Below are 1,545 nucleotides of genomic sequence, written 5' to 3' on the forward strand. Positions count from 1 at the left end.
CGTACTTTCAAAAGGAAGTGCCTATTTGTCGCAATTAGCCGATATTCAAGCCATTGCCTTTGATAAAACAGGAACATTAACGAAAGGGAAACCGGAAGTAACAAATTATTATTTTTCTGATTCTGTGGACGAAAAGAATATTATTGATATCGTTGTAGCTCTTGAAAAATAATCAAATCACCCGTTAGCAAGTGCTATTTTAAACAAGTTTGAACCAAAGAATAAACTAGCAATTAAAGTGGAAAATCAGATTGGAAGAGGTTTAATAGGCGATTATAACGGAAAAACTTATCGTATAGGCAAACCAACTTCTTTTGAAGCTGTATCGGATGACTATACGCGTTTGAATAAAGAATGGGCTTCAGAAGGTAATACGGTTGTGTACGTATCAGAAAATGAAAAAGTAATCGGTCTGATCGCATTAATGGATATTCCAAGTGAAAATGCGAAAGCAACTATAGAGTACTTTAAGAAGTGTGGTGTCCATACCACTTTAATTACTGGGGATTCTGAAATGACAGGACAAGCTGTTGGTAAACAATTAGGAGTAGACCAAGTAATTGCGAACGTCATGCCGGAAGACAAATCTAACATTATCAATGAACAAAAAGAAAGATATGGTATAACTGCTATGGTAGGAGATGGTGTAAATGACGCACCTGCTCTTGTGAAAGCAGATGTCGGAATTGCTATGGGAGAGGGTACGGATGTTGCAGTAGATGTATCTGATTTAGTGTTAATGAAAAATGATTTATCTAAATTAGTAAAAGCTCATAAGATTTCTTTGAAAATGAATCGAGTTATTTGGCAAAACATTATTTTTTCAATGCTAGTCGTAGCTTTTCTAATTATCGTGAGCTTATTAGGATTAACAGATATAGCCATTAGTGTGATCGTTCATGAAGGAAGTACTTTAGTCGTTATATTAAATGGTCTCCGATTATTAAAATCTAAATAAATACATGAAATTAGATAAAAACGTGTATCGGGAATCCTATTCCAATAGGGTTCTTTTTTTATAGAGACCTCCAATACACGATTGTATGTTATACTAAACAAAATCATGTATCACTTTTGTGAGAGGAGAGGGCTTTTAAATGACTTACAACGTCCAACCATTACGGACTCAACAAGAAATAAACGACTTTTTATTCTGTTTAAGAAGAAACAAAAACGCAGATCGGGATGTTTTTCTGTTTTTGATCGGCATTAATAGCGGTTTACGCATGTCTGATATCGTTAAATTAAAGAAACAAGACCTGATTTCTTCCAAAAATCCTCGTATTATAGAGAAAAAAACAGGGAAAGCCCGCATTTTGTATTTGAGTAGTCTGCAGGACTTAATCCAAGACTATACAAAAGGCCTTGAACCAGAGGATTATTTGTTTCCTAGCACCAAAGGTGGACATTTAGAAGTAAATACGGTCTATCAGATGTTTCAAAAGGTCGCTAAGCTGTTAGGAAGAGACGATATTGGCACGCACACGCTGCGTAAGACGTTTGGTTACCACTATTACAAGAAAACCAAAGACGTGGCCACACTGA

1 protein-coding gene and 1 pseudogene are annotated in these 1,545 nt (G+C 35.5%); both read left to right on the forward strand.

Annotation, left to right across the window (positions count from 1 at the left end):
- Nucleotides 1–958 (forward strand): annotated as a pseudogene (locus WBF61_RS07145) (HAD-IC family P-type ATPase); the annotation flags it as partial.
- Between the two features lie 139 nt (nucleotides 959–1,097).
- Nucleotides 1,098–1,545: tyrosine-type recombinase/integrase (locus WBF61_RS07150; RefSeq protein WP_424255193.1), on the forward strand; the 448-nt coding region annotated here is incomplete at its 3' end.

It is taken from the genome of Carnobacterium sp., assembly GCF_049673005.1.
Taxonomy (GTDB): domain Bacteria; phylum Bacillota; class Bacilli; order Lactobacillales; family Carnobacteriaceae; genus Carnobacterium_A.